The sequence below is a fragment of the Hungatella hominis genome (assembly GCF_014288005.1).
Lineage (GTDB): Bacteria > Bacillota > Clostridia > Lachnospirales > Lachnospiraceae > Hungatella > Hungatella effluvii.
Genome location: NZ_JACOPB010000011.1, coordinates 1 through 23,840 on the forward strand (window position 1 = coordinate 1; position 23,840 = coordinate 23,840).

A 23,840-nucleotide genomic window follows, 5' to 3' on the forward strand; every position below is an offset into this window, starting at 1 on the left:
TTTTTTACCATCTTGCACTCCGTTTCTCCCCATGGTACAATGGGGCTGTAGAATAATTAGTAGTTACCTTGAATCCCTGGGAGTTGCAGCTCCTGGGGATTCTGCTTTTAGTGTATTTAGGCGGCGTACTACATCTGTAAGCCTTCCGAGACTGTATGTATCCGCATACATATTTACATCTGGATAATCTTCGGTACTCCAACCATCGGAATGTACCTGTATCTCTGCCCAGCCCGTATGTCCAGAAAAATAAAAAAATGCTGTCGGAAGGCTCCCTGTAATAGCCTGTTTTCTGGGTTCCAGTCCGTTGATATCCAGCGCCAAATCAAGCAATCTGTGGATCTGTTCACGCTTCCGCTTCTCCATCTTCTTCTCTAATCGTTTCTTCATCATCCTTCACCTTCTCCTTCCAGTTCCCTTGCATGGGTATTCATAAAATAGACAGTCATGTGGTTGATCTGTGCAAACTCCTCCCGCGTTATTGCTTCCAGCTGACGCGCCATACAAGCTTGTCCATATGTCTGATAAAGCAGGTCGCGCGACAGGGAGCGCTGCGCATACCGCGCTTGTTTTTCCAACTGTTTCATAATTGTTTCCTTCTGCATCTGATTCCCTCCTCTCAAATCAATCTCACCAACAGCAGATACCCTATGTACCCGCAGGCCCCTGCTCCGGCCAGATCAAAGATCCCAACCAGCAGCCATACCACCCAGTCGATCAGCGGCGGCCGACTGTCGTCCTCGAAGTCGTCGAGGTAGTCAATGTACTTCTGCATTCTGTATCACCTCCTGCTTGTCCATCAGTACCGGCATTAGCCGGTTTCCTCCTCTTGTATCTCGTTTTTTGGCTTGTAGCTTTCCAGAATGCGATAAAATTCCGGGAAATCATTTCTGGCTATTTTAACTTGCCTCGGATCCGTGTACACGTTTCCGTCCGGCGCGGTAATTATAACCGTAACAGCCATATCACCACCCCTCTCTGATAGATTGTATGTATGACTGGTTGTACTTGTTTCCGCCTTTTTAGGCGCATAGTCCTTACATGGATACCGCCTGCTCTGCTCCAAGCAGCGATTGCGGTATCGGCAGGTGTTACATGTTATCACTACCTTTGCAGATATCATATTCCTTACTTCGTCTTGTTTTATCTTGCCACCTATGGTAGAATTTAGGCGAAAGGTGGTGAAATTTGTTGTGAATATAAAAAATTATTTTAAAGATTATAGTAATATTTGTTCATTTGGAATAGGGTTAATTCCAGCCATTTTACTCTATATTTTTCCTTCAACAACAGCGGTACCATTTTTTGTATTCATAATATTACTTTTTTTACTTCTCCTTAGCTTATGGTTATGTATGAAATTATTTTTAGATTTAAAAGAACTAAAAATTATCAATAACCATCAAATATCATCACCTACTTTACCTATAATAGAATGTCATCATAATGTCTGCATTTGTAGGCCGAACAATTTAATAGCTAACAATTCATTAGTAACCTTTTATGAAAAAATACGAGGCTATGAACAACAAATTGGTTACGGATATGTTGAAAACATAAACAGCGCCGGATTAGCTCAAATAAAAGTTTATTCTACCTCCGAAGACATACCAGATTTAATAGCCCACATAAATGATAATATGGAAGCAATCATTCTTCGCCCAACTATTACCCTTGATACTATAAATAGTATCCAATTGTAAAATAAAGGAGTTAATTATATGTCAAAAAAAATTTGTGTTGTGTATATTCATGATGACTACAAACTATCTCTTAATGTAGGAAAAAACGATGGTATAAACTTGAATAATCGTTTTCTGATTTACACTCTTTCTGATCACGAGATTATCGATCCCGTAACCAAAGAATCCCTCGGTTACCTAGAATTGGTAAAAGGTACCGGAAAAGTAATACATGTACAAGATAACATGTGCACTATTGAATCTGATAAATATGAAAACTCGCTTCCCAGAAAAACCATACGAAAACATTCACCATCTTTTATAATTAATCCATTGAATGATGGGCCTGTTGAAGAAACTATTATAGAAAAAGAACACATACCTTTTGATAATCCCGAAGTAGGTGATCTTGCCAAGTTGTTTTAATCAAAGACATAAAATTTTAGAATCCAAATTATAAAAATAACTAAAGTTACAGCCCAACCCATAATTCCACTTATCACATACTGGTACATCCTCTCACTGTACCAGTATTTTTCTTTTAACCTCTGGGTTATCTTTTTTATTAATTTCACCGCTCTCACCTCCTTCATTTCCCATTGACACCCATATTCGATAGTGGTATATTTGTTTTATCGAACATGTGTTTGTGTCAGGCACTTAATTCTTCTTTTTCAAATAACCAGTCAATATCATACTCGGGGAAAAAGACCCGCTTAATTAATAACGCTTCAGTAACAGTGAACTCGCTTTGAACCACTCCCCTGCTTTTCTCTGACACCGTTCTTAGTTGGCAATGAAGAAGTTCTGAAATCTGCGTAAATGTAATTTTTTTATTAGACATAGTGTCTAAAAGGTTTTTATACATTTTATCACCTCCTTTTGTGCAATTGCGCTGACCATAGTTGTAATATACGCTCATTTGCATGTATTGTCAAGAACTTTTTCGCGCGATTGCGCGTATATTTTTTACTATTTTTAACTTCTTTGCACTTTTGCGCATATTTCTATTTACTTTTTACGTGATTGCGCGTATAATAAGGTTATAGAAGCGAGGTGGGATAATGGAGAAAGCTAGAATTTTAGAAAAACTGATTTCCGAAACTGGTATGAGTAAACGGGCATTTGCAGAGAAATGCGGTTTATCCGAAAGCACACTCTATTCGATATTAAAGAGAGGTGTTGGCGGTGCAAGCGTTAATATTGTAATTTCAATATGTAAAGAATTAGGAATTACAGTTGAAGAGCTTGATGAAATGGCAAGAGGATCATCACAAACCGTATATGAGCCAACCTATGAAGATATCCAAAGCCTTATTGCCCGAAATGGAAAAAAACTCACGATCGAACAAAAACAGGACATCATTAGAACTTTGTTATCCGATGATGATTAAAGGAGTGATTTTGTTTGGAGCATTGTGAGGTTTCACGTATTATTTTAGATGTCTACGAAACCTGTAATATCAAAAATTTTCCTATTAATTGCATTGATGTAATTAAAAAATTAAAGATACCTCTATATAAGTATTCTGAACTTTCAGAAATAAAAGAACGCGAATGTTACAAAGTAAGTGATGATGCATTTAAGCTAAGAGGAAAAATCTACTATAATGATTCTTTTCCATACATTCGCCGTCAGCGTTTTACTCTGATGCATGAAGTGGGCCACATTTTATTGAGTCATAATGGGGATACAAAAGAAAATGATGATGAGGCCAATGAGTTTGCCAGCCATATTCTGGCTCCCAGAATACTAATTCATAAATATGATTGTAGAACAGTCAGACATATATATGAGTTATTCGGTTTATCCTATAAGGCATCAAACAGAGCTTTGTCAGATTATAGAAAATGGTATGAGAATATCGCTCAAACTACACACAGAGCATCAGAATCGGAAAGGCAGTTGGAATTATTATTCTTTCCAGAGAAGAAAGCGTGCCAAAAGATCGAATATGAAGACTATGACGAGGAGTACACTCCTACGCCTCAAGAAATCTATGCTGATATCCGGCGAACGTTGAAAGCAGGATTACCTTTATCGTCAAAGTATGCATCATTATATCGAATGTACCGAAAAATGGGGTTAAAATAGCTATGGCTGCTTAATAAAATTAAGGAAGAAGGAAATGATATGAAAAAAGCAAGATTATTTTTAGCAACGCTATCAATGTCAGCAATAATGTGTATGACAGCTCTGGCCGGAGAATGGAAACAGGATCAGACAGGTTGGTGGTATCAGAATGATGACGGGTCTTATTCTCAAAACGTGCTTAAAAAAATTGATTCTTATTGGTATTATTTTGATAGTACTGGCTATATGAAAACTGGTTGGTTCCAATTTTCATATGGTTGGTTTGGCTTCCGCGAAGACGGCAGTTGCCTTAATCCCATAAGTGAAATAAATGGGGCTCCGGTAGGTGCACCTGAAAACGGCTGGATTTCTGTCGGCGCTAGCCTTCCAACTCTTGTTGATGGCGCTTCTGATGACCAGATACAATTTTATAATGATATCTGGTGGTGTTCTCCTCAATATTTTAACAACTTATCTGAACTTGCTGAGCAAGATCGTATTGTAAGAGAGCCGACAAACTCGCTAACTCCAGATACAGTTGTTGACTGGAGTAATGCTACTTATGATTACGATAATTATGATGACAGTGATGATTACGACGATTTTGATGATTAAATTGATGGCTTAAAATAGATAAGTAATATGTATAGAATTAAAAAAACCGCCCGGTGCAACCAACACCGAACGGCTTTACATAGATTTTCTCTTGCCGGACGCACCGGAATGAATAATCTACATCAACAATAGAATTATATCATTTCTGGTACGTCCTGGCAAGGGGCGTATTTTTTGTACTCAAATTTAATACACTTAACCAAGGAGATGATATTATGATAAAAGGCGCCTGCTATGTCCGCGTATCCACCGATAACCAGCTTGAGAACTACAGCATCGATGAACAGACAGAACGTCTGACTGCCTACTGCAAAGCAAAAGACATTACCATCGTAAAATTCTACATCGACGGAGGCTACTCCGGAGGCAATGTAAACCGTCCCGGCCTCCAGCAGATGCTCGGAGACATTGCGGCTGGAATCATCGACACCGTGATCGTCTACAAGCTGGACCGTCTGTCACGAAGCCAAAAGGACACTCTCATGCTCATTGAAGACAAATTCCTCGCGAACCACGTCGATTTTGTCTCCATCAACGAAAATTTTGATACCTCTACCCCCTTCGGCCGCGCCATGATCGGAATCCTCTCCGTCTTTGCCCAACTGGAAAAAGACCAGATCACCGAACGCTTTACCATGGGCCGCGTTGGCCGGGCAAGAAACGGTTATTTTCATGGCGGAGCTTATGCTCCCACAGGCTACGATTACACAGACGGGAACCTGGTTGTTAATGAATACGAAGCTCTGCAGGTCCGGGAGCTCTATGAGCGCTTTGCCACAGGTCACACCCTTCACAGCTGCTGGATCTACATGCAGGATAAATACACCACAAAATACGGCGGGTGGAAAAGCGAAACTCTGGTCCGGAACGTTCTGAAAAACGAAGTATATCTCGGAAAGGTCAAATTTAAGGGAAAACTCTATTCAGGCAACCACACGCCTATTATCTCTCAGGACCTCTATGACCGCGTACAGCAGATGTTCCTTAACTCCTCCAAAGCCGATGCTGCACAGACCGGCCGAACATACACCCGATCCCCGTTCAAAGCTAAAACGTTATTGTCTAACCTCATCTACTGCCAGAAATGCGGCGCACGTTTCCACGGCGAACACGGCAATTACTCCTGCTACAGCCGTACCAAAGGGGATAAACGATATGTCATTGATCCTGACTGCAAAAACAAAAAATGGAAGATCGAAGAGCTGGACGCCCTGGTAATCCATTACATAACCAATCTGGATTTCAATGAGCTGCAGCCGGATCCGGACGCGCAGCAAGAACTTCAGCCGCTTAAACCGGATTATAGTGCCAGAATAGCAGAAATAGACAAACAGGTAGAAAAGCTTATTGAATTATACCAGATCGGCGGTATCCCTATCAATGTAATCTCAGAACGGATCCAGTCTTTGGCCAAAGAAAAAAATACTCTGACTGAGATTTTAGAAGCTCCGCAGCCAGAAGCTCTGACACTGCAGGACTTACGCGCCGCGAAGGATCGCTTCGTAAACCTCCTGGAATCCGGAGACTTGCAGGAAAAGCGCTACTGTCTCACCATACTGATTGACAAAATATTGATAGACGACGATGCAATCAATATCATTTTGCGAAAAATATGATTTACAAGTTTACAAAGTCCATGCACATGGTCAGTGCCTGTTTTCCGCAGGCGGCACACCGCTTAAAGCACCGGTCCAGGTTAAATGCAACTCTTGGAAGGTAACCGAAGTCTTCCAGCAGCGTAAACAACGGGAAAAAGATTGCCATTGGAGGCAGCATAACCGATATTACCCATGCCAGAACCCGGTAAACGCCATGAACGAGGAGATCATTTAAAAGCACTGGCATACCGATGGCAAGAAACAGCTCGCTGATCCGGTCTTCCACCCAGAATAAGCCTGTGCTCAAAAGTTCGGACGGATAGTTGGCTCCCGTAATAGTCAGCCAGAAAACGCCTAAAAGAATCAGAAACATAATGGGAAATCCGGTTGCTTTGCTTGTAAACAGACGGTCCAGAAGACGATCCTTCTTATCATACTTCTGATTCTCGTACACCACTGCCCCCCGGCAGATAAACTCTGCTTTTCGTACAAAGACCGATGCCATGTCATCACTTACGCGCTTCTGCGTGATGCCCCGTTCCTTCCACTCTTCCCGAATTTCCGCCAGAAGGGAACTTACTTCCAGCGATTCTGCCACGGGAGTGAGATATTTGCGGACGGCTTCCATCAGGTTCTCGTTAGAATCCAGGAGCCGTGCGCAGAGCCAGCGGATATTGACGCCATCGCCAGCCGTCTTCCTTACCACAGGTGTGAGCCGGGCGATGGCCGCCTCGATGTATTCCGGATACCGGATAAGAATCCGCGGCGCCGGATTTTCATCGAATCGTCTGTCTGCCGCCTTCTCTGCTGTTTTTTGAACTTCGCTTTCTGAGTCTTTTACGTTTTCAGCTTCTGATTCCGCTGCTTCCATATCTCTTGCTTCTATATTTCTTGCTTCTATATTTCTTGCTGCTATGTTTTTTGCTTCCGCTTCTGCTTCCTTTACAGATTCTGCCGCTTCCGCTTCTGCTTCTGCTTCTTTTGATCCCGCTTCCTCTATTTTCATTTTCGCTTCCGCATTTTCTGTTTCTTCTGCTTTCGCTTCATCTTCAGCTTCCATTTCCACGTCTTCCGCTTCATCTTCGGCTTCCATTTCCAGGTCCGCAGCTTCCGTCTCAGCATATTCGCCCTCCACCACTTCCATGTTTCGGGCGCTCTCCAGCCTCTTGTTCAGCTCCAGCACGTGTTTCAGGCCTTCATAAATCTGTTCCAGTCCTTTTCCGCTCCTGGCCGCAGTTCCGATGACGGGCACCCCCAGGCGCTCCTCCAGGACATCGAACCGGATAGAGATCGATTTTTTCTTAGCCTCATCCATGAGATTGACGCAGACCACCGCCCGCCGGTTGGCCTCCAGAATCTGGAGCACCAGATTTAAATTTCGTTCCAGACATGTGGCATCGCAGACAACGATAACCGCGTCCGGATTTTCAAAACAGATAAAATCTCTTGCCACCTCTTCCTCTGAGGAATGAGCCATCAGAGAGTAACAGCCAGGGATATCCACCATAACATATCCCTGCTCTCCATCCTTTGCATAGCCCTGGGCGTTTGCCACCGTTTTTCCGGGCCAGTTTCCGGTATGCTGATTCATCCCTGTCATTTCATTAAATACGGTACTCTTTCCCACATTTGGGTTGCCGGCCAGGGCGATCACCTTATCGTCTTCCTGGCGCTTCCTGATTTCCAGCCCGCAGTCTACGGACTTGATTCCGACAGAATCTCTGCTTAACCCCATATTACGTCCTCCGTTTCCTCCTGTTCTGACTTGCCCTCACAGATCGAGGCAGTATCTGCGGCCGAAACCATGCCTGGATTCTTCTCCGCTTTTGCTTTCCGGTATCCCGGCTCCATCCTGCATACCATCACACGTCCGGAGTCTTCACTCCTCAGCGCAATAACGGCCCCGCGGATCACATAAGCGCAGGGGTCTCCCAGAGGGCTCTTCCCCACACACTCCACTACGGTTCCTTCAATCAGACCGATGTCCTGAAGACGTCGTCTCATATCATCAAAAACGGCCAGCTCGGATATAACTGCCTTCTGGCCCTTTTTTAAATCGGTTAACTGGATTACTTCTGTCATTAAAATTTACCTCCGAAAATGTTTCCATATCCTAACATATGCGAAGGCTGGTACAGTGGTTCCGCAGGATTTTTGCATTTTTTCAGACAGCAGGCTAATACAGCGTTGCATAAGTTCCGGTGAATTCTGCACTCGCTATTCACGCCAGGATCACGTCCACGAAGCTAGACATAGGGTCCACTACGCCGTCGCTTCGCGGACGCGCCCCTGACGCAAATATCAAGCACACAATTCACCGAAACTTACGCCGGGCGGCACTAGTTTCCCTGACCGCAATGATTAAGAAGCGCTTCCCCAGGCCTGTCATAGAACATTCTCCGCCGGAATATACTAAACTGATATGCGGATACCGACAAGGAGGTAACAAATGGACCAGGAAGATAATTTTTATACATTAAAAGGCTATTCCCTGCTGGAACACGTTCAGATCACCTACTCCATGGAGGACTATTTGGAAATGATCTGCCGCCTCAGCCAGGACGGCACTCCGGTCCGGATCGGAGACCTCGCCAAATGCCTTCATGTCCGGCCTTCATCCGCCTCAAAAATGGCCGGAAACTTACGCAGCAGCGGGCTTGTGAGGTTCGAAAAATACGGTACGGTCACACTGACCGAGGCGGGTCTTCAGCTTGGACGCTATCTCCTGTTCCGCCATACGGTGCTGCAGAATTTCTTCTGCTATATTAATCAAACCACCGATGAACTGGAACAGGCCGAGAAAGTAGAGCATTTCATCGATCCGAAAACCGTGTATAATTTAAAAAAATGGCTGGATAAATTTACATAGACAGTCTTGTGCGAATCCGTAATTCGTCGTATACTATAGGTTACACGATGAAATTGTAACAGTTCAGACGGCACATCTTCTTGACCGAAAAAGCCGGTCAAGAAGCATCGGACATTCATCCGATGTAAAAATTGGCGCATAAAGCCGCTTACAAGCTAGCTTGACGCTACTTCCTGCGCCAATTTTCCCGCCATCTGAACTGTTACATGAAATTCAAGGAGGAACAGACACATGGATAAGATTAAGATGACAACCCCCATCGTCGAGATGGACGGCGACGAGATGACCAGGATTCTCTGGAAGATGATCAAAGATCATTTACTGCTTCCCTACATTGACTTAAAAACAGAATACTATGATCTCGGCCTGGAATACCGCGACGAAACAAACGATCAGGTCACCGTCGATTCCGCCAACGCCACTAAAAAATATAAGGTTGCAGTCAAATGTGCCACCATCACCCCCAATGCCGCCCGTGTAAAAGAGTACAGCTTGAAAGAGATGTGGAAGAGCCCCAACGGCACGATCCGCGCGATCCTGGATGGCACCGTATTCCGTGCTCCGATTGTGGTTAAGGGAATCGAACCGTGTGTAAAGAACTGGAAAAAGCCGATCACCATTGCAAGGCATGCTTACGGCGACGTATATAAGGGTTCCGAGATGAAGATTCCGGGAGCCGGTAAAGTCGAATTAGTCTATACGGCAGAAGACGGAAGCGAGACCCGTGAACTGGTACATAATTTCGCAGGTGCCGGTATTGTACAGGGCATGCACAACATAAATAATTCCATAGAAAGCTTTGCCAGAAGCTGTTTCAACTACGCTCTGGACACGAAACAGGATTTATGGTTTGCCACCAAGGACACCATTTCCAAAAAATATGATCACACCTTCAAGGATATTTTCCAGGATATTTTCGACGCAGAGTATACTGCAAAGTTCGAGGAAGCCGGAATTACTTACTTCTATACTCTGATCGACGATGCGGTCGCCCGTGTCATGAAGTCCGAAGGCGGCTATATCTGGGCCTGCAAGAATTATGACGGTGACGTTATGAGCGACATGGTTTCTTCCGCATTTGGCTCTCTTGCCATGATGACCTCTGTTCTCGTATCTCCGGATGGCGATTACGAATATGAGGCAGCCCATGGAACCGTACAGCGCCACTATTACAAGCACTTAAAAGGAGAAGAGACCTCCACCAACTCGGTGGCCACCATTTTCGCCTGGACCGGTGCTTTGAGAAAGCGCGGAGAGTTAGACGGCAACAACGACCTGATGGATTTCGCAGACAGACTGGAGAAAGCCACCATCGATACCATCGAAAGCGGTGAGATGACAAAGGATCTGGCACTCATCACCACCATACCGAATCCTACTGTGTTAAACAGTGAGGATTTCATCAAAGCAATCGCTGCCCGTCTCTAAGGGAGAGCTTCACTCAACGGCCTTCAGCGGAACGTAATCTGACTGCTGCTATTGCAATCCCTCCGAACCGCGAGTCTTCTCACGGTACCGGGGGGGATTTTCATAAACCAGCACTGGTATTTGCGCAATACAGTACTGGCTATTCATTATTATCAGGAGGCTCTGTCCATGAGATACAAACCCAAAGACCACACACTGAAAAACGGTGTTCTCTGCCACTTAAGAAGCCCTCTTCCCGCCGACGCGGCTGCCATCCTTCATCTGATGAAGGCCACCTCAGACGAGACAGACTTCCTGGCCCGGTACTCCGACGAAATTACCATGCCCACCCTGCAGGAAGAAAAATTTCTGGAGTCCACGCTGAGCAGTCCCACCGACTTAATGATCTGTGCCGTTGTGGACGGAACCATCATCGCCCACGCCGGCATAAGCCCTATCGCCCAGAGGGAACGGTACCGCCACCGCGCGACCTTCGGCATATCCATCCGGAAAGAGTACTGGGGCCTGGGAATCGGCTCCCTGCTTCTGTCGGCCATCATTACATGTGCCGGAGAAATGGGGCTGGAGATGATCGAGCTGGAGGTTGTCTGCGAAAATAAGCGTGCGATCGCCCTTTATGAAAAACATGGCTTCCGCATTTACGGCACCCGCCCCCATTCCTTTAAATACCGGGATGGCAGCTACGCCGATGAGCATCTCATGCTGCTGGATCTCTGATTGTCCGGACTTCGAAGTACGGTTCACAGACTGTCTCCCATGACTCTTCTGTGAACCGTTCTGATTTTCGACATTAATTTTAAAAAAAGGACAAAAATCCCTGTTCAATTCATTATCAGAATGATATAATATTTATTATCATATGTTGTATTGGTAATGGAAGGGATCCTGATCATGAATTTAAGACATCTTACTATCTTCAAAACCGTCTGTGAAGAGGGCAGTATTACCGGAGCGGCGAAAACGCTGTCCATGACGCAGCCGGCTATTTCTCACGCGATCAATGAACTGGAGGAATCCGTAGGCGCCTCTCTCTTCGACCGGGTTTCCAGGAAAATTGTCATCAATGAGAACGGCAAATTCTATCTCTCTAAAGTGATACCGCTTCTGGAGCTTTATCACGATCTTGAAACCTGCTCCGGCTCCTTAAACCGCCAGACTCCTCTTCGGATCGGCTCCTGTGTGACTCTGGCCAGCTTCCTGCTGCCCGGAGTTATTTCCCGTTTTATGAAAAGCAATCCGGAGTCCGTCGTCAAGGTCACGGTAAATAATTCCAAAGAGATTGCACAGCTGCTGCTGAAAAATGAGCTGGATATCGGCCTGATCGAGGGCGTCGTGCCGGGCGAACAGCTGGAGAAAATTCCATTTTCCTCCTATCCGCTGGCCGTCATCTGCGCGCCCGACCATCCATTTGCCCGCCTGGCCAGCCAGCCCGTATCCCTGGAACGCCTCGTGGAAGAGCCTCTCATCCTGCGCGAGGAGGGCTGCACGATCAGAGACGCCTTCGACTGCGCCCTGACTCTGCACAACTTAACCGCCGCGCCGCTGTGGTCCAGCACCAATTCCGACGTAATCGTCCAGGCCGCCCGTGAGAACCTGGGAGTTGGCGTTGTTCCCCGAATCTTTGCAGACCCCTACATTCAGCGCGGGGAGATTGTGGAGATAGACGTAAAGGATTTTGATGTCAGCTGTATGAACCATGTGGTATTTAATAAAGATAAATTTCAGAGCGAGAGTTTCCAGGCATTTATTAATCTGGTGCTATTCGATTAATCTTGTTATCCAAAAAGTACGGCAGTGAAACAGGCTATTTACAAATCCACTACACTACCACAGAAAAACCTCTTTCCCCGCAAGCTTCATCAACGCCTCCAGAAAGTAGTAATCTCCATATATAATCGAAAATTCGTGTTCCGTGTCGTGGTAGGCCGCCGTACATTTCTCCAGCAGCTGATCTTCTTCCTCATTCCAATTGCACCGCTCCGAAGCAAGCGTTCTCAAAAGGCGCAGCGCCGCCTGCAAATAGACACGGCTTTCCCGGCCCTTTACCTGCTTTGCAATCTCAATAAGCCCGCAGGCGCCGATGGCGGCGGCGGTGGAGTCTTCCAGCCCGCAGTCCTCCGGCTGCCGGAAATCCACCGGAATCAGATTGCTCTCCGGAATATTGGCGATAAAGTAGTTGGCGATTCTCTTGGCGGCGTCGAGATACTTTCTGTCATTCGTGTGTAAGTAGCTCAGGACAAATCCGTATAAGCCCCACGTCTGGCCTCTGGTCCAGGAAGAGCCTTCGCCGTATCCCTGGCCTCCGTAGTCTCTGACCATCTCCCCCGTCTCAGGATTGAATTCCACGATATGACGGACAGACCCGTCAGGCCTGACAAATGCATTCATCGCTGTATCCGCGTGATCCACGGCGATCTCATAGAATCTCGGGTCCTTCGTCTCCTCAAAAGCCCAGTAAAGCAGCGGAAGGTTCATCATGCAGTCGATGATGGCCCAGCCGCGGTTGTCTTCCTGCCGATACCCCATCCCGTCGTTCCAGGCCCGTAAGAACCTGCCCCGCGGATTGTAGCGGCCCGCCAGGTTACAGGCGGCCAGCATACTGCGGTTTTTCGACTTCCTGTCACCGGTCAGCCGGTAATCGGCAACGGAGGTCAGAAGCCACTTAAATCCATTGTCATGGGTCAGCCCTTCCGCGCACATCAAGTTTCTGTCCATCTTCTCTTCCGTTTCCACGGCGATTTTCTTATATTCCTCATCATGGGTCAGAGCGTACAGCTGCCACATCATGCCTCCCCAGAATCCATTAGTCCACCAGTCTATCTGGTCATCCCCCGACCGGTCGTCATGAACGCCGTCAACGGTCGTATACGGGATCTTGTGGGCGGAGCGTCCGCTCACCTTCTTAAGTTTCATTTCTGCCCTCTTCAGAGTTTCACCGGCCCATGCCAGCTCCTCTTCCTTTAATAGTAATTGTTCTGTCATATTTTCGTCTCCTCCGTCAACCTTTCACCGATCCAATCATAACGCCCTTTACAAAGTATTTTTGAATAAACGGATAAATCACAAGTACGGGAACCATGCTCACCACGATCAGCGCGTACTTGATTACGCCCGCCGCCTGGGCGAGCTGTGCCTGCAGCTCCGGATCCGTCACAGTGGATGGATCGATCTGATCCGCCATTAATATCTCCCGCAAAAACAGGGTCAGCGGGTACAGTGCCTTGTCATGAAGATAGATCATGGCATTGAAGTAGGCATTCCAGTGGCCCACGCCGTAGAACAGCACCAGCACCGCCACAATTGCCTTCGAGAGCGGCAGGACGATCCGGATAAAATACATGAAATCCGAGCAGCCGTCTATCCTGGCTGCCTCCAGCAGTTCTCCGGGAATCGAATTCTGGATAAATGTCTTCGCTATAATCAGGTTGTAGACCCCGATCGCCCCCGGAAGCAGCAGCGACCACACCGTATTCAGCAAATGCAGCTTCTGCACGAGTATGTACGACGTAATCATACCGCCATTAAAGAACATGGTAAATGTAAAGACCAGCATGATCGCGTTCCGCCCAGGAAGATCGTCCCTGGACAAGCAGTAAGCCGCAGTCAGCGTCATGATAATATTGACTGCCGTCCCCACAAACGTATAAAACAGGGAGTTACGGAATCCCGTCCACACTGTCTTCGTATGAAACACGGTCTTATACCCCTCGAGACTGAAATCCACCGGGAACAGGACCACCTTGCCGCTCTGCACCGCGGTGCCGGACGAAAATGACGCGCTGATCACATAGACACAGGGATACAGCACAAGGACAAAGAAAATCGTCAGGAGAGCCGTAATCACAACGTAAAACACTTTGTCATTCAGACTGTAATTCTTAAATTTCCGCATTTTTTCCCTCCTTAAAAGATCCCATTGCCGCTCAGTTTCTTGCTCCCCCAGTTTGCTATCATCAGAAGGATAAAGTTGATTACCGAGTTAAACATACTGATGGCCGTCGATAGCGAGAAATCATTGATTCCGCTGGCGAGTCCCACCTTGTATACATAGGTCGATATAATTTCACTGTAATTCAGATTCAGATTATTCTGCATCAGCAGGACTTTCTCAAATCCCACATTCATGATGTTGCCAACCGCCAGAATCAGCATAATGCTGGCGGTTGGGAGTATGGTTGGAACGTCGATGTAGAGCAGCCGCTGGAACCTGCTTGCCCCGTCAATCTCAGCCGCCTCATGAAGGGACTGATCCACACCGGCCAGCGCAGCAATATAAATAATCGCGCTGTAGCCTGTGCCCTGCCATACCCCCGACCAGACGTAGATGTGCTTAAACAGCTTCCCGTCCGCCAGAATATTCGGCGCCGTCCGGTTAGTAAACATCGTATAAAGACTCCCATAGATTCCGCTCCGGTTGTTCAGTACCTGGAAAATCAGCCCCACCATGACTACGGTCGATATAAAATACGGCACGTACGTGATCGTCTGGATCGCCTTCTTATACCGTTTTCCCAGCATTGCATTCAGCAGCAGCGCGAAGATAATGGGAATTGGAAATGACACCGCGAGGCTGTATAAGGAGATCATCAGTGTATTTTTCATGATGATCGGGAATTTGTATGAGGTGAAGAACTTGACAAAGTTGTCAAGTCCCACCCATGCGCTGCCCCAGATTCCCTGCCTCACATTATATTTCTTAAATGCAATCACCAGCCCGCCCATGGGGACGTATGCAAACACCGCTATGTAGATGAGCGGCAGCAGCAACAGCAGATACAGCTGCCATCTGGCGAGAATCTGTCTCTTCAAATCTCTTTTGCCCGCAACCGGGCTGTCTTTTCTGTTTCCTGCCACAATAAATTCCTCCGGGTTCCTCTCTATTCCACAGAACGGTCATAGGCCGCCTGCGCGCACTTTTGCCACTCATCGAGGCCCATTCCCTTTAGTTCTGACATATAAGCATCCCATCCGCTCTCAATATCTCTAGCCCCGGTGATAAACTCTGCCATCGTCTGGTTTACATAAGTTGGTATATTAGAAAGGGCTTCCTGAATCTGCCCTGCCTCATCCTCGGTATAGTGAAGAAGCGGGAGAACCTTCTCCGGATGCTTGTCAAAATAATACTCATAACTCTTGGCATTTAGCTGTGTCTTGTCTTCCGGGTTGTACGTTACCATGCCGTTTGCAACGGTGTTCATCTCCGAAAGGCTCGCATATCTCGGTGATACGCCGTGCCATGTCTTTGCTGCCGGCTCCAACCAGTAGTTGGAGATATAAGCCAGCGTCACCTTGTCGTAGAGGCCGGCCGCCACATAGGCATTGTTCATCTTCTCCAGTTCCGCCGGGTCGTCGGTATAATCAACACCCTTTTCACCGAATCTGGCTACCGTGGATGCCTCATGGTCATAGAACGCGTCCGCCAGTTTCACAGCCAGATCTACATTTTTACAACCATTAAAAATAAAGAATTCCTGGTTTGGCGAGTATTCTGTATATGGTGTATAGTTGGTTCCGTCCGGCCCCTTAACCGGATTTAAAATCTCCATTTCCAGGTAATTGCTGTTGTTTGCCGCATCCGGATAGTTGGAGAGGGAACCGAAGGACACCAGCCCTACCACATTGGTTTCCTCGTTTAAAGTAGCCTTAAACTGCGTATCGTCATCGGTAAAGATGGCCGGTGAGAGCAGGCCCTCATTGTAAAGATCGTTCATGTAAGTCAATCCGGCCTTCCAGCCCTCCGTCGTAAACGGAGCGATAACAGTCTTTCCGTCCTTGTCAAGGGCGAGGCCGCCGTTTAAATTGCCGCCGTTCCAGAATTCAAAGGAGTTCATGAGTGCGGCCGTGATATTCTGGCCGTAGCCGCCTGCCTGATAGCCGTAAGCGCCGATCTCATCCTGCACGCCGTTTCCGTTGGGATCCTGATCATGGAACGCCTTCAATACGGTTTTCAGTTCATCCGTTGTCGTCGGCATGGTCAGTCCCAGTTTGTCGATCCAGGCTTTATTGATAAACATACGATTGGGCGTTACATTCCAGGTCTCCGGTTCATATTTGGATAAGCTGTACATGTTACCGTCCGCCATTGTCTGGGCCGCTTCCATCACCTTCTTGTCTTCTTCCGGGATTGCGTTGTAATTCGGCATCCTGGAAGCATCCTCTGTATATTCATTTAAAGGCAGGAACACTCCGCTGCTGCCGTATTCCAATATTGTCTCCGGTGTCAGTGCATTATCCACAATCAGCACATCCGGCAGATTGTCATTGGAGGTGGCCATCAGGGACACCTTTGTCCTGACCTCATCCGTAGCCGCCGGAAGCTGATAAAACTCAATCTCAATCCCCAGCTTATCTTCCAGATATTTCGTGAAGTAGTTGTTATCGTAATCCGTCACATAGCTGTTTGTCTGGATCGCAACCACCAGCTTGTTGTCTCCGCTGCCCTGTGCCTCCGTCACAGCCGCCGTTGTATCGCCTTCTGCGCGGTCTGTCCCGCCGGCCGGCCCGCCGTTTCCTTTCTGGCAGCCCGATAATGCGGCTGCGGCCATCACTGCGGCCATTCCCAGCGCCGCTGCTCTCTTCCCATTTTTTCTCATGATACTTCTCCTCCTTTAAGATCGTTTCTCATTACTGCTTCCTGGTAGGAATACGTACGGCCATCGGAAAAAGCCACTTCCATATCCCCATCCTCTATGTTTTCACCCCCGTAAACGCGGCAGGCCGTGACCTCCCCTGCGCCGTGCGGGTATAAAACCGTTACCATTCTAATAGTGTCAGACTCTGCACGGGCGACGATACAGTTGATCTCCCGGTACATTCCCTGCTCGGTCCCTGTGGCCGCATACCCCTGCCACTCCGGCTCTTCTCTCCCGCGGATTATTTCCATGGTTTTCCCGTTCCCGGAAACGCAGACGGCCATCTCCTCCAAGTCCACCCCCGCCTCCGTGATCACTGGATTTTCACTGTCTACATGCCAAAGGAAATCGTACACATGAGTATTCCTGGACTCCAGCCGGTCCACCACAAGGAAAAACGGGTTCAGCCCCTCCGGCGCTTTTTTGATAAAATAGACCGATCTTGTATGACGCACGCCGGTCTCCTTGGGCGGAACATCGTCTTTTGCATTCTCCTCATTCTTTCCGGGTTTTCCCCAGTTCCAGCATTCCATACCGCCGTACGCCCCGTCATAGCAGCCTTCCGCCCAATCACAGGAGTCTCCGATTCCCCACTTCATCCCGGAAAGCTTTTCGATATCGCTGTCTTCCCAGACATACGAAGCTCTTCGATTCTGCCCCTTGTGGTCCACGAGGACCGTATTGTGTGCCCTGGAGGACAGACAGTAGCGTCTCATCTCGGAATCGTCGTAGGCATAATTTCCGCCTTCGGTCAGCAGGTACTTCCCCTGTGCGTAAATGAGTAAATTCAGCTTATCCTCATGCTGATGGCCGCGACCAAATGGCGCGGCGTCCAAAAGTCCCCAGACGCTGCCGTTCTCCCATCCATTTCTCATAATGAAGAAACCCGAATAGGGAAGTGCGGTTGACAAGTAATCAGGACGGGTTCCCCGTGTTCCGCCGCTGGCCGCCCAAAGGATGGTTTCCGCCTTCTCTTCTCTTATGAAGGAAAGCTTTTGCTCCAGCAGTTTCCGGCTCGCCTCCCTCCTTCCATCATTGATATCCGGCAGACATCCATCAGGCATCATAAGCTTCACATCGATCTCACAGGCGGTTGTCAGCCGCTCCGTCATTCGTTCCGGGACCGGCACACCGAACGCCCTGGCCACCAGAATCAGCCGCTCGTAGTTATTGATTACAACATCGTGATATCCCGTGGACAGTTCATACTGGAAGCCATCCGGATATATCTGACGCCCCAGCTCCTCCTCCAGCGCGGCAAACGCAGACTGAAGCCACTCTTCCCGCTGTTTAAACTGAGGATAGAGAATTCCAATCTGAGCCAGCCCGTTCATCTCCATAATCAGCCAGTTTCCATGCGTCCTGTTTCTGTAAAGCCTCTGCCCGTGTTCCCAGACCGATTGATACCAGTCCACCAGAAGATCGTCGGTAAACGCCTCCGTATCAAAGAATGTGAAAAGCACGTACGGCCAGTTCGCTCCCATCCGGATCCCGCATTCGATCGTTCTCCAGCACTCGGTATCGTACCCGGATACTGACTGCTCCGGGCGTACTGCCTGGCGAACCCAGGAACGGAAAAATTCCGCAGCCTGATAAGCGTATGCCTCCTTCTTTGTCCGGTTGTACTCGTGAGCCAGCATCTTCCATTCATGATGGCGGTTCAACTGCCACGTCCACTCCCTGTACTGATTATAGGTAGGATTGGCTTTCCAGTTTATCTCCCCCGCTGCCCCAAAATCACAGGGGACCCCTACCGAGATCAGGACGTGCTTTTGCAGACGCTCACATGCCTCCTCATCCGTCTCGCCCGGATATTTATAGACGTTCTCCGGTTCCTCATACGGAATTGCCAAAAAGCGTTCCCTCCTCGCGGCAAGACCGGACCGCAGCGAAGCTGCCAAAGCTTTTCTCGCCTGACCGTAATCATGGTTCTCTGCAAAATGGCGCACTTCGTTCATTTCCGGCCGGTCCAAATCGAGACAGCTATGGAAAAATGTCTCATCCGTAAGAAGAGGGCCTTTTTCTGTTTCCGGCATCTTTATGCCTCCTCTCCAATATGAAATTTTTTGTATGGCCGTATCGTACCATACCTCTCTGTCTTTTGGATACTGTCATTGAATAAAAAGAATACCGGAGGGTAAGAAAATGGTATCTCATATTTTTCCTGCCCTCTCATATGGTAAGAATTCAAATTCTGCTTTCATTTTATAAGGTTTTGTTGCATAATAAACGTATTGATTAAAATAGGAGATTGAATATATGGATAAGAAAAAAGAATTTCTTGATTACCTCCTGGAAAGATTTCAAATCGAAAGAAAAAAGTTTGACCGATCAGGAATCTATGGTTATACCCAACGGTTATTAGCCTACAACTCTAATAAGATTGAAGGAAGTACATTAACAGAAGAACAGACTGCATCTCTGTTTGACACAGGTATTTTGCCGGGAACAGATGATTACTATAGAGCAAAAGATGTGGAAGAGATGAATGGACATTTTCTTATGTTTAATAAAATGCTGGAAACATTAGAGGAAGACTTAACACAAGACCTGATCAAACAATTTCATTATGAGCTTAAAAGTGGTGTATTTGAAGACCGGGCAAATGGGTATGCAATTGGAGATTATAAAAAAAGGCCCAATATGATTGGCACATACCAGACTGCACGGCCGGAAGACGTAAAAAATGAGATCATTTCTTTATTACACTGGTATCGCAAACAGGAGGTTAATCTGTCTGTTCTGGCCGAATTTCATGCCAGTTATGAATGCATCCATCCGTTTCAGGATGGAAATGGCAGAACCGGCAGACTGATCATCTTTAGAGAATGCCTGAAAAATGGACATGTACCGGTTATCATTGAAGATTCGAACAGATATCGATATTGGGAAGCGTTAAAACAATATAGGGAAGAAAAAATTGTAAAAAATCTTGTTAAATTATTTGAGGAAGAGCAGCAAGTCTATTATGATAAAGCGATTTATTTTATGTAAACAATACGATTTGGCTTTTGATTCCTGGCTAAGATTTCTGCCGTCACAGAATGTACCGTCAAAACAACATAAGGGACAGCGCTGATAAAATTCTTTCAGGCTGTCCCTTGTATGATCTGACATAAGAGTCCCTTACCGGGCCTCACAGTTCTCCTTATACACCTTCGGTGTGACGCCCACCTGTTTACTGAAATTCCGATAAAATGTATTGACCGCACCGAAACCGGTCATCTGGGCGATCTTATCGTTGCTGTAGTCCGTCGTCGCCAAAAGTTCCTTCGCCTTCTCAATCCGCAGCCGCAGAAGGTACGAGGAGAAGGTCTCACCGGTCTGTTCCTTCAGGAACTGTGATAAATACTTTTCGGAAATTCCGATCTCGCTGCTGGCCCGGTAGGCCGAGAGACCGGCCTCCTCGTAGTGGCTGTTTAAGTACTGGGTAATCTTCTCCTTCAGCCCCTCGTTCTTGCTTTTCTTCGTCTGGCTGATGAAGTCACAGAGTTCGGCAGAACTTCTCCGCAGCATCTCCATCATTTCCCCGCACTTTAAATTCTTCTGGAAGACCGGAAAATTCTCCCTGGAATCCGTCTCTCCGTCCAGATGGAGCCAGGCCGAATACAGGATATTCCGGATCGAATAGAAAATCTGTTCCTTCTGTGCCTCATATAAATAAGGCATCCTGCTGTAATAGCTCTCCACCTTATCCAGCTGGGTGCAGATTTCCTCCTGCTGCCCGCATATGAGAAGAGTATAAAAATGATTCAAAAAATCCATATTGACCGGATTTGCGTAGAGAGCGTTAGCAGAGATATCGTACGTCTTTACCACATTTTCATTGCTGCAGGCATACTGTGCCCGCACGACCTGGCGGGCCTGCTCATAACATTTGTTCACATTGGCAAGGTCTGTTCCGATAGCGCTGATTCCGACATGAAGAATCACGTCGTACGCGGCGGTAACCATGACGGCCACCTCCTCAAAGAGCTTCTTGATGCCGGAAACATTGGCCTCCTGTTCCGGTTTCAGTTCAAAAAGGAACAGCTCGTCGGTCAGACCGCTGTATACATTCGTAAATTTCCCGGGATAATGCTTTTTTAAGTACTCCACCATGGCAAGTGTTATGATATCTGAATTTCCGTATTCCTTCTGCTGAAGGCGCACCACTGCCACGCAAAAGAATTCCGGCACCTTCTCAAAGCATTTCTCAAATACCCGCCGTTCCTCGGGAAGCCAGATTCCCATAACGATCAGATGCTCCAGCATCATGGCTTCATTCTGCTTCGCCAGCTCCTCCATCTTCGCGCGGTACTCATTGCCGTTCTTCTTCAGGGCCAGTATATTGTCTGTCAGAATCCCGTACTCGTCAAACCTCTTTTTGCTGCTCTCCACTCCGTTTTCCGCAGGGAGGGCAAATAAAACCCGTTTCATGCCGGAATACTGCTGGTAACTGTAAAATGCAGTCAGCCCGATTACCAGCAGCAGACCGATGCAGAGATAGATGATCAGGAGTCTGCTCACCGGCCAGATCTGGCTATCAATAAATGTCATGGGAATCCCGGTAACGATCTTCCACTGCAGGTCATCCTGCTGCTTCACAATCAGGCGGTAACTGCCCCCGTCCCCGACGATCTGTCCATTCTCATACGCGCCGATCCCCTCCGGGACATTCCCATACTCCAGCAAGACATCCCCTGTCCTGGAATCCTGAATATAGAGGAATCCATCCTTCTCCAGCTCTGGCATCATAATGCTTTTAATCAGATAGTCTCTGTCGATGACAAAGCACGACAGGTACTGCGGGTTCAGCCGCGTAAATTCACTGCTCGTTAAGTAGAGGATCGCGTCATGAAGCTTACGTTCCTTCTCATTATAGATAAACTTTATCTGATCCAGACGGACGAACTGGCTATGCTTCGCATACCGGCCAAACAGTTCGTCACGCACGGCATCCGAGTCAGAAAAGTCCACGCCTTCCCGCTGGATCCGGAGAAATTTATTGTAGTAGTCCTGGAAATTGAAGCTGCACTGACTGGTGGATAAGTACAGGTCATTCTTTTTGAACAACATAAATACGTAGGGGGTGTAATCCGCCACAAAGCCAATCTCACTGAACATTTTATTGGCCTCCTTAAGCTTTAGCACATCCTCCTTTGGAATCTTCCCCTGCTGGTAGACAATGGTGCTGAAGGTCTGATTCTTCGCCATCATTTCATTGATCAGCTCCATTTTATTTACCATCTCATAAATACCGTTGATTCCCTCCTGGTTCTTCATCTCCCCTTTTTCAATTATGTAGTCCTCAATACTGCGGCTGGCTACGAAGGCCACCAGAATACTGCTCAGGAAAACAATCAGAAAACCCAGAAAGTATTTTGTTATGTAGTGCATCAGCATTTTTGTAAATTTCATAAATTTCGGCTCCATTTTTACTTCGACTGTTTTAATCATCGTGTGTTGAGGCTGTGATTCATGACTTTGCCGGCAGCATACACCGACAAAAATAAAGTCATATATCGTATTATAGAATGCAAACCAGGTATCAAAAAAATAAGGCACAGAATACTTATATTTCTGCCCCTTACTTTTCTGTTTCTATCTATTTATAAAATTCGATCCTCAGTTCATCTCAGCCAGCAGCTTATCAATGCTCACAATCTTCACACAAAGTGCGAATAATTCCATCGCCAGAATCAGGTCAGATAACGGCGGATAGGAAGGAGCGATACGGATGTTGCTGTCGTGCGGGTCCTTTCCATATGGATAGGTGGCGCCGGCGCCGGTCATGATGAGACCTGCTTTTTTACATCTGCCAACGATGGACTTCGCACATCCGTCCAGAGAATCGAAGGAAATGAAGTATCCGCCCTTCGGACTGGTCCAGGAACCGATTCCAAGGCCGCCCAGTTCTCTCTCCAGAATCTCGATTACGGCTTCGAACTTCGGTCTCATGATGTCTGCATGCTTTCTCATGTGCTCCACCATGCCGTGGATATCTCCGAAGAAACGCACGTGACGCAGCTGGTTTACCTTGTCATGGCCGATGGTCTGGATCTTTAACTGTTTCTTGATGTCTACCAAGTTGTTCTGGCTGCAGGCGATGGCCGCGATACCGGAACCCGGGAAGCTTACTTTGGAGGTAGAAGCGAACTTGTAAACCAGGTCCGGATTTCCCGCTCTCTTGCATTCTGCCAGGATTTCGATTAAGTGATCCTGGTCGTGGTCGTATAAATGATGGATCGTATAAGCATTATCCCAGTAGATTCTGAAATCCGGAGCAGCCGGTTTTAATCTTGCAAAACGGCGTACAGTCTCGTCGGAGTAGGATATCCCCTGTGGATTGGAGTACTTCGGCACACACCAGATTCCCTTGATGGAGTCGTCATTTTTAATCAGTTCTTCCACAATATCCATATCAGGGCCTGTTGGCGTCATGGGTACATTAATCATCTCGATACCAAAATATTCCGTAATGGCAAAGTGTCTGTCATATCCCGGAACCGGGCAGAGGAATTTTACTTTGTCTAACTTACACCATGGAGTATTTCCCATCACACCATGGGTCATAGAACGGGAAACCGTGTCATACATGACGTTTAAGCTGGAGTTGCCATAGATAATAATCGTATCCGGGTTAACCTCCATCATGTCGCCAAGCAGTTCTTTCGCTTCCTTGATGCCGTCGAGCACGCCGTAGTTGCGGCAGTCTGTACCGTCTTCACACGTTAAATCGTCGTCGCTGCTTAAGACATCCATCATTCCCATGGATAAGTCCAGCTGATCCACACTTGGCTTTCCTCTGGACATATCGAGGCGTAAATCCTTGCCCTGATACTCCCTGTACTTGGTGGAAAGCTGTTTTCTAAGTTCCTGTAACTCTTCCTTCGTCATCTCTGCATACGGTTTCATCGCTTTCTTCTTCCTCCTCATATGATCTCCTTCATTCAGTTCCGG

The 23,840-nt window shown here is 47.1% G+C and carries 25 protein-coding genes; 11 read left to right on the forward strand and 14 right to left on the reverse strand.

All coding sequences use genetic code 11. From position 1 onward, the window contains the following. Positions 1-63: 63 nt before the first annotated feature. Genes H8S75_RS20565 through H8S75_RS20575 form a run of 3 tightly spaced genes read right to left on the reverse strand, consistent with a single transcriptional unit; the run spans position 64 to position 775 of the window. Positions 64-393, reverse strand: a complete 330-nt coding sequence (locus H8S75_RS20565; protein ID WP_243270376.1) for a nitrogenase molybdenum-iron protein subunit beta — start codon at positions 391-393, stop codon at positions 64-66. Then, positions 390-605, reverse strand: coding sequence for a hypothetical protein (locus tag H8S75_RS20570; RefSeq protein ID WP_055649942.1), 216 nt, complete (start codon positions 603-605; stop codon positions 390-392). Before H8S75_RS20570 ends, H8S75_RS20565 begins: the two co-directional genes overlap by 4 nt. A 14-nt stretch (positions 606-619) precedes the next feature. Then, complete coding sequence (locus H8S75_RS20575) at positions 620-775, reverse strand: hypothetical protein (RefSeq protein WP_187023189.1); 156 nt, start codon at positions 773-775, stop codon at positions 620-622. A 406-nt stretch (positions 776-1,181) separates the two neighbouring features. Here H8S75_RS20575 and H8S75_RS20580 point away from each other — a divergent pair, with 406 nt between their 5' ends. Next, the gene (locus H8S75_RS20580) at positions 1,182-1,703 is read left to right on the forward strand and encodes a hypothetical protein (protein ID WP_187023190.1); all 522 of its coding nucleotides are present in this window, start codon (positions 1,182-1,184) and stop codon (positions 1,701-1,703) included. Between the two features lie 18 nt (positions 1,704-1,721). Then, on the forward strand, positions 1,722-2,108 hold the full coding sequence (locus tag H8S75_RS20585; RefSeq protein ID WP_187023191.1) for a hypothetical protein: 387 nt from the start codon (positions 1,722-1,724) through the stop codon (positions 2,106-2,108). On the opposite strand, the gene H8S75_RS20590 is transcribed toward H8S75_RS20585, so the two are convergent. Continuing rightward, positions 2,105-2,257 (reverse strand): hypothetical protein, encoded by a 153-nt coding sequence (locus H8S75_RS20590; RefSeq protein WP_187023192.1) that lies wholly within the window; start codon positions 2,255-2,257, stop codon positions 2,105-2,107. The genes H8S75_RS20585 and H8S75_RS20590 overlap by 4 nt on opposite strands. 77 nt (positions 2,258-2,334) lie before the next feature. Further along, positions 2,335-2,550, reverse strand: a complete 216-nt coding sequence (locus tag H8S75_RS20595) for a hypothetical protein (protein ID WP_002602953.1) — start codon at positions 2,548-2,550, stop codon at positions 2,335-2,337. Between the two features lie 196 nt (positions 2,551-2,746). On the opposite strand from H8S75_RS20595, the gene H8S75_RS20600 reads away from it, so the two are divergent. The 4 genes from H8S75_RS20600 to H8S75_RS20615 all read left to right on the forward strand — a co-directional run bounded on the left by H8S75_RS20600 (position 2,747) and on the right by H8S75_RS20615 (position 5,987). Beyond that, positions 2,747-3,076 (forward strand): helix-turn-helix domain-containing protein, encoded by a 330-nt coding sequence (locus H8S75_RS20600; RefSeq protein ID WP_002602952.1) that lies wholly within the window; start codon positions 2,747-2,749, stop codon positions 3,074-3,076. A 14-nt stretch (positions 3,077-3,090) separates the two neighbouring features. After that, positions 3,091-3,777: an ImmA/IrrE family metallo-endopeptidase gene (locus H8S75_RS20605; RefSeq protein ID WP_187023193.1), complete on the forward strand. Its 687-nt coding sequence runs from the start codon at positions 3,091-3,093 to the stop codon at positions 3,775-3,777. Positions 3,778-3,816: 39 nt separating this feature from the next. Beyond that, positions 3,817-4,371 carry a hypothetical protein gene (locus H8S75_RS20610; protein WP_156832500.1) on the forward strand — a complete coding sequence of 185 codons (555 nt, stop codon included), beginning with the start codon at positions 3,817-3,819 and terminating at the stop codon, positions 4,369-4,371. A 215-nt stretch (positions 4,372-4,586) separates the two neighbouring features. Beyond that, on the forward strand, positions 4,587-5,987 hold the full coding sequence (locus H8S75_RS20615; RefSeq protein WP_187023194.1) for a recombinase family protein: 1,401 nt from the start codon (positions 4,587-4,589) through the stop codon (positions 5,985-5,987). 1 nt (position 5,988) lies between these two features. Here H8S75_RS20615 and H8S75_RS20620 read toward each other — a convergent pair whose 3' ends face one another. Both H8S75_RS20620 and H8S75_RS20625 read right to left on the reverse strand, forming a co-directional pair. Beyond that, on the reverse strand, positions 5,989-7,704 hold the full coding sequence (locus H8S75_RS20620) for a FeoB small GTPase domain-containing protein (RefSeq protein WP_243270378.1): 1,716 nt from the start codon (positions 7,702-7,704) through the stop codon (positions 5,989-5,991). Next, the gene (locus tag H8S75_RS20625; protein WP_110323873.1) at positions 7,695-8,051 is read right to left on the reverse strand and encodes a FeoA family protein; all 357 of its coding nucleotides are present in this window, start codon (positions 8,049-8,051) and stop codon (positions 7,695-7,697) included. The genes H8S75_RS20620 and H8S75_RS20625 overlap by 10 nt, the downstream gene beginning before the upstream one ends. Before the next feature lie 367 nt (positions 8,052-8,418). Here H8S75_RS20625 and H8S75_RS20630 point away from each other — a divergent pair, with 367 nt between their 5' ends. The 4 genes from H8S75_RS20630 to H8S75_RS20645 all read left to right on the forward strand — a co-directional run bounded on the left by H8S75_RS20630 (position 8,419) and on the right by H8S75_RS20645 (position 12,036). Next, positions 8,419-8,838, forward strand: a complete 420-nt coding sequence (locus H8S75_RS20630) for a metal-dependent transcriptional regulator (RefSeq protein ID WP_002601302.1) — start codon at positions 8,419-8,421, stop codon at positions 8,836-8,838. A gap of 231 nt (positions 8,839-9,069) precedes the next feature. After that, on the forward strand, positions 9,070-10,266 hold the full coding sequence (locus H8S75_RS20635; RefSeq protein ID WP_187023195.1) for an NADP-dependent isocitrate dehydrogenase: 1,197 nt from the start codon (positions 9,070-9,072) through the stop codon (positions 10,264-10,266). 168 nt (positions 10,267-10,434) lie between these two features. Then, positions 10,435-10,983, forward strand: a complete 549-nt coding sequence (locus H8S75_RS20640) for a GNAT family N-acetyltransferase (protein WP_187023196.1) — start codon at positions 10,435-10,437, stop codon at positions 10,981-10,983. A 174-nt stretch (positions 10,984-11,157) separates the two neighbouring features. Continuing rightward, positions 11,158-12,036 carry a LysR family transcriptional regulator gene (locus H8S75_RS20645; RefSeq protein ID WP_187023197.1) on the forward strand — a complete coding sequence of 293 codons (879 nt, stop codon included), beginning with the start codon at positions 11,158-11,160 and terminating at the stop codon, positions 12,034-12,036. Positions 12,037-12,090: 54 nt separating this feature from the next. Here H8S75_RS20645 and H8S75_RS20650 read toward each other — a convergent pair whose 3' ends face one another. Genes H8S75_RS20650 through H8S75_RS20670 form a run of 5 tightly spaced genes read right to left on the reverse strand, consistent with a single transcriptional unit; the run spans position 12,091 to position 18,934 of the window. After that, positions 12,091-13,248 carry a glycoside hydrolase family 88 protein gene (locus H8S75_RS20650; RefSeq protein WP_187023198.1) on the reverse strand — a complete coding sequence of 386 codons (1,158 nt, stop codon included), beginning with the start codon at positions 13,246-13,248 and terminating at the stop codon, positions 12,091-12,093. 16 nt (positions 13,249-13,264) lie between these two features. Continuing rightward, positions 13,265-14,158, reverse strand: coding sequence for a carbohydrate ABC transporter permease (locus tag H8S75_RS20655; protein WP_055658963.1), 894 nt, complete (start codon positions 14,156-14,158; stop codon positions 13,265-13,267). An 11-nt stretch (positions 14,159-14,169) separates the two neighbouring features. Continuing rightward, positions 14,170-15,120 (reverse strand): ABC transporter permease, encoded by a 951-nt coding sequence (locus H8S75_RS20660; RefSeq protein WP_187023199.1) that lies wholly within the window; start codon positions 15,118-15,120, stop codon positions 14,170-14,172. Positions 15,121-15,143: 23 nt separating this feature from the next. Beyond that, positions 15,144-16,859, reverse strand: a complete 1,716-nt coding sequence (locus H8S75_RS20665) for a type 2 periplasmic-binding domain-containing protein (protein ID WP_187023200.1) — start codon at positions 16,857-16,859, stop codon at positions 15,144-15,146. Next, the gene (locus tag H8S75_RS20670; protein WP_187023201.1) at positions 16,856-18,934 is read right to left on the reverse strand and encodes an alginate lyase family protein; all 2,079 of its coding nucleotides are present in this window, start codon (positions 18,932-18,934) and stop codon (positions 16,856-16,858) included. The genes H8S75_RS20665 and H8S75_RS20670 overlap by 4 nt, the downstream gene beginning before the upstream one ends. A gap of 223 nt (positions 18,935-19,157) precedes the next feature. Between H8S75_RS20670 and H8S75_RS20675 the strand changes: the two genes are divergently transcribed. Further along, on the forward strand, positions 19,158-19,892 hold the full coding sequence (locus H8S75_RS20675) for a Fic family protein (RefSeq protein ID WP_187023202.1): 735 nt from the start codon (positions 19,158-19,160) through the stop codon (positions 19,890-19,892). Between the two features lie 132 nt (positions 19,893-20,024). Here the strand turns inward: H8S75_RS20675 and H8S75_RS20680 are convergent, their stop codons facing one another. Together H8S75_RS20680 and H8S75_RS20685 are read right to left on the reverse strand one after the other, a co-directional pair. Beyond that, positions 20,025-22,298 (reverse strand): helix-turn-helix transcriptional regulator, encoded by a 2,274-nt coding sequence (locus tag H8S75_RS20680; protein WP_187023203.1) that lies wholly within the window; start codon positions 22,296-22,298, stop codon positions 20,025-20,027. Positions 22,299-22,505: 207 nt separating this feature from the next. Further along, positions 22,506-23,795, reverse strand: coding sequence for an aspartate aminotransferase type Ic (locus tag H8S75_RS20685; RefSeq protein ID WP_187023310.1), 1,290 nt, complete (start codon positions 23,793-23,795; stop codon positions 22,506-22,508). Positions 23,796-23,840: the final 45 nt, after the last annotated feature.